This is a genomic window from Rhodoferax sp., from assembly GCF_030646845.1.
GTDB lineage: Bacteria > Pseudomonadota > Gammaproteobacteria > Burkholderiales > Burkholderiaceae_C > Rhodoferax.
This window is the reverse complement of record NZ_JAUSLE010000019.1, coordinates 1-4,236: the sequence shown is the minus strand read 5'-3', so window position 1 is coordinate 4,236 and position 4,236 is coordinate 1. Positions and strand designations below refer to the sequence as shown.

The 4,236-nt window shown below is 58.8% G+C and carries 6 protein-coding genes; 4 read left to right on the top strand and 2 right to left on the bottom strand.

Annotation, left to right across the window (positions count from 1 at the left end):
- Positions 1–7: 7 nt before the first annotated feature.
- From rplU to proB, 4 genes are all read left to right on the top strand, one after another.
- The gene (rplU, locus tag Q7T10_RS04930) at positions 8–319 is read left to right on the top strand and encodes a 50S ribosomal protein L21 (protein WP_304746566.1); all 312 of its coding nucleotides are present in this window, start codon (positions 8–10) and stop codon (positions 317–319) included.
- Positions 320–331: 12 nt separating this feature from the next.
- Positions 332–589, top strand: coding sequence for a 50S ribosomal protein L27 (gene rpmA, locus Q7T10_RS04925; RefSeq protein ID WP_304746564.1), 258 nt, complete (start codon positions 332–334; stop codon positions 587–589).
- A gap of 172 nt (positions 590–761) precedes the next feature.
- Positions 762–1,829 carry an Obg family GTPase CgtA gene (gene cgtA, locus Q7T10_RS04920; RefSeq protein ID WP_304746562.1) on the top strand — a complete coding sequence of 356 codons (1,068 nt, stop codon included), beginning with the start codon at positions 762–764 and terminating at the stop codon, positions 1,827–1,829.
- Positions 1,830–1,890: 61 nt separating this feature from the next.
- On the top strand, positions 1,891–3,027 hold the full coding sequence (proB, locus tag Q7T10_RS04915) for a glutamate 5-kinase (protein ID WP_304746559.1): 1,137 nt from the start codon (positions 1,891–1,893) through the stop codon (positions 3,025–3,027).
- Between the two features lie 43 nt (positions 3,028–3,070).
- Here proB and Q7T10_RS04910 read toward each other — a convergent pair whose 3' ends face one another.
- Both Q7T10_RS04910 and Q7T10_RS04905 read right to left on the bottom strand, forming a co-directional pair.
- Positions 3,071–3,565 (bottom strand): CNP1-like family protein, encoded by a 495-nt coding sequence (locus Q7T10_RS04910; protein WP_304746557.1) that lies wholly within the window; start codon positions 3,563–3,565, stop codon positions 3,071–3,073.
- Positions 3,555–4,196 (bottom strand): RNA pyrophosphohydrolase, encoded by a 642-nt coding sequence (locus tag Q7T10_RS04905; protein ID WP_304746555.1) that lies wholly within the window; start codon positions 4,194–4,196, stop codon positions 3,555–3,557. The genes Q7T10_RS04910 and Q7T10_RS04905 overlap by 11 nt, the downstream gene beginning before the upstream one ends.
- Between the last annotated feature and the right edge of the window lie 40 nt (positions 4,197–4,236).

The window sequence follows — 4,236 nt, the reverse complement described above, 5'->3', positions numbered from 1 at the left end:
GGTCAACATGTACGCGGTCATAAAAACCGGCGGCAAGCAATATCGGGTTGCAGCCGGCGAAAAAATTAAAGTAGAACAGATTGCTGCGGACGTAGGCCAAGAGATTGTGTTCAACGAGGTTCTGGCGGTCGGTAACGGCGCAGATCTGAAGGTGGGTACTCCCTTGGTGTCCGGCGCAACGGTGAGTGTCACCGTTCTTTCACACGGCAAGCACGACAAGGTCAGCATTTTCAAAATGCGCCGTCGCAAGCACTATCAGAAACGCCAAGGGCATCGCCAACAGTTCACCGAACTGCTGGTTGGCGTCATTGCGGCATAAGGGGCAAGAGTCATGGCACAGAAAAAAGGCGGCGGCTCTACGCGAAACGGGCGCGATTCCAAGCCCAAAATGCTCGGTGTGAAGAAATTCGGTGGTGAGTTGATCGGCGCTGGCGCCATCATCGTTCGCCAACGCGGCACCAAGTTCCACCCCGGGACCAATGTCGGCATCGGCAAGGATCACACGCTGTTTGCGCTGGTTGATGGCAATGTATTGTTTGCCACCAAAGGTGCAATGAACAAGCAGACGGTGAGCGTTATCTCGGCCTAAGCTGCTGGGAACCCCCAATTGAGACCCTGCGCCCAGCGCGGGGTTTTTCGTTTATAAAGCCTGATTCCGTTCTTAGTTCAATGCGAGATTAGGCGTACCGTAGCAGGCAGTGCTTCAGCACGGCAAGACGGGGCAACGACATATCGCATTGAAGTAGAAATGGAATGAAATCATGAAATTCGTCGACGAAGCCTACATTGACATCTCTGCGGGAGATGGTGGAGCTGGCTGCGTCTCGTTTCGCCATGAGAAATACAAAGAGTTCGGCGGCCCCAACGGTGGTGACGGCGGGCGCGGCGGCCACGTCTTTGCCGTGGCTGACCCCAATCTGAATACACTGGTGGACTATCGCTTTTCGAGGCGGCATGACGCCAAGCGCGGTGAGCATGGCATGGGCTCCGACATGTTTGGCGCGGCCGGCGACGACATCGTCCTGAAAATGCCGGTTGGCACCATCATCTCGGATGCCGAAACCGGTGAGGTGCTGTTTGAGTTGATCACGCCGGGCGAAGTCATCACCATTGCCAAGGGTGGTGATGGTGGTTTTGGCAATATGCGTTTCAAAAGCGCCATCAATCGCGCGCCACGGCAAAAGACCCCGGGCTGGCCGGGCGAAAAGCGCCACCTCAAGCTCGAACTGAAGGTGCTGGCCGACGTGGGTCTGCTCGGTATGCCCAATGCGGGCAAATCCACACTGATTTCCGCCATTTCCAACGCGCGCCCGCGCATTGCCGATTACCCATTCACCACCCTGCACCCCAATTTGGGCGTTGTGCGGGTGGGCCCGGAGCAGAGCTTCGTGGTGGCCGATCTGCCGGGGTTGATCGAAGGCGCGTCTGAAGGCGCGGGCTTGGGTCATCTTTTTCTGCGCCACCTGCAACGCACGCGACTGCTGCTGCACGTGATCGACATGGCACCGTTTGATGAGGGCGTCGACACCGTCGCCCAAGCCAAGGCCATCGTGAACGAACTCAAGAAATACGATCCGGCGCTCTATGCCAAGCCGCGTTGGCTGGTTCTCAACAAGCTGGACATGGTCCCCGTCGAAGAACGCGCGGCGCTCGTGAAAGACTTTGTCAAACGCCTCAAGTTCAAGGGACCGGTGTTTGAGATTTCGGCACTCACCCGCGAAGGGTGCGAATCCCTGATCAAAACCGTCTACCAGCACGTGAAGGCCCAGCAGAAAGCGGAACAGACGCCGGAAGTCATAGATCCCCGTTTTGCAGTCGATCCCGAGTAACACGAAGACGCTATTAACTTGATAGCGCATTGCGCATGTATGACGTGGGCTGCAGGCCAAAATGACCATAGAAACTAGTTCACTTGTGTTGCGTGATGCCGGACGCATTGTCGTCAAAGTCGGCTCCAGTCTGGTAACCAATGAGGGGCGGGGGCTGGACGAGACGGCGATCGGTGAATGGTGTCGTCAGATGTCCCTGTTGGTGCGTGGGGGCCGTGAAGTCATCATGGTGTCCAGCGGCGCCATTGCCGAAGGCATGAAGCGGCTGGGCTGGACCAGTCGGCCGCATGAAATCCATGAGCTCCAGGCCGCCGCCGCCGTCGGTCAGATGGGCCTGGCGCAAATGTACGAGACCAAGCTGCGTGAAAACGGTTTGGGCAGTGCGCAGGTGCTGCTGACCCACGCTGATCTGGCCGATCGCGAGCGCTATCTCAACGCGCGCTCGACACTGTTGACCCTGCTCAAGTTGGGCGTCGTCCCTGTGATCAATGAAAACGACACCGTGGTCAACGACGAAATCAAGTTTGGCGACAACGACACCTTGGGCGCACTGGTGGCGAATCTGGTGGAGGCGGACGCTCTGGTCATTCTGACCGACCAAAAAGGACTCTACACGGCTGATCCGCGCAAGGACGCGGGCGCGCAATTTGTGCATGAGGCCAAGGCGGGCGACCCCGCGCTGGAGGCGATGGCGGGTGGCGCTGGTTCAAGTCTCGGGCGCGGCGGCATGATCACCAAGATACTGGCGGCCAAACGGGCTGCAGGTTCCGGTGCCTCCACGGTGATTGCCTGGGGGCGCGAGCCCGACGTCTTGGTGCGGTTGACTCAGGGGGAGCCGATCGGGACGCTGCTGGTGGCGCAGACGCAGAAAACCCAGGCACGCAAGCAGTGGATTGCCGATCATCTTCAACTGCGTGGGTCGGTCATGGTGGATGCTGGCGCTGCAGCGAAGTTGCAGGACGAGGGCAAAAGCTTGCTGCCTATCGGCATGACGGCCGTGGACGGCGAGTTTTCGCGGGGTGATGTGATTGCCGTGCGTGATGCGCACGGTGTCGAAATTGCGCGCGGGCTGGCCAACTACGCCAGTTCAGAGGCGCGGCTCATTTGTCGCAGGCCCTCCAGCGAATTTGAAAAACTGCTCGGCTACGCGGCTGAGCCCGAAATGGTCCATCGGGACAATCTGGTGCTGACCCGGTAAGACCCTCCAAGGCCGCAGCTTTACTGCGGGCGGGACCGTGCCATTACGGCTCCCATTTCGGGTGTTTTAGCCCCTCGACAATCTCTGCGACTGAATTGGCCGCCGCCGACCGGCCGACACAGACTCCTTGTCTGGCAAGGGCCATCGCATGCCTGGATGGCAGGTTGTCGTTGAGTCCCTGCCATTGCGGATCTTGAACTGACGACCACTGCCCGTTTGACATATACCGGGCGTAAGTTTTGACTTCTCCGGTCGCGCATCGAATCCCCTCGTACATCGCATTGGTCGAGCCCGTGGCACTGACTGCCACGACCACATAGCGGACGATGCCCTCAGGGGTAATGGCGAACGTCGCCGGATCGACACCAAACCGCAGTGACACATACCTCGGCATCTCGATCGGAATCAACTTGTCTTTGTTGAACGAGGGGGGAGGCGGCGCCTCGGTTTCTTTCCAGTCGGGGTCAATGATTATTTGCGCAGAGGCGCTGAGAGCCACCAGCGTCAGGCCCAGCCATACAAGCTTTTCAAACTTCATTTGTTCTCTCGGGGCTTTCGGGGAAAAAGCCGGTTGGCGGATTGGGCTCGAACGAGCCTCCGGGCGGCAGATCAAAATGGGCACCCGGCATTGTCTCGTAGGCCGGGTCCTGTTCGTGCAGCCGATTGCCTTGGCGCAGGAACCGGTTTCTGTGTTCGTTGCGCGGTAAATAGCGTGCCAGCTCAGTCAGCGCCATCTCGTACACGCCACGTTTGAACTCCACGACAGCGTCCAGTGGCACCCAGTAGTCGTTCCAGCGCCAGGCATCAAACTCAGGGTGGTCGGTGGCGCGCAGGTTCAAATCCCAGTCGTGGCCTGTCTGGTGGAGCAAGTACCAGAGCGGTTTCTGGCCGTGGTCATGGCCGCGCGCGTCGCGGCGGATGTCTCTGTCCGGCACCTCGTAGCGCAACCAGTCTCGGGTGCGGGCCACAATGCGAATATGCTCACGATGGAGCCCCACTTCCTCATGCAGTTCACGAACCATGGCCTGCTCGGGGGTTTCTCCCCGATCAATGCCACCCTGCGGAAATTGCCACGAGTGTGTACGAATTCGCTTGCCCCAGAACACCTGATTTTTCTGGTTGAGCAGGACGATGCCGACGTTGGGCCTAAAGCCGTCCCGGTCAAGCATAATCAAACCCCAATTTTTAAACTTCGTCCATTATGCACAG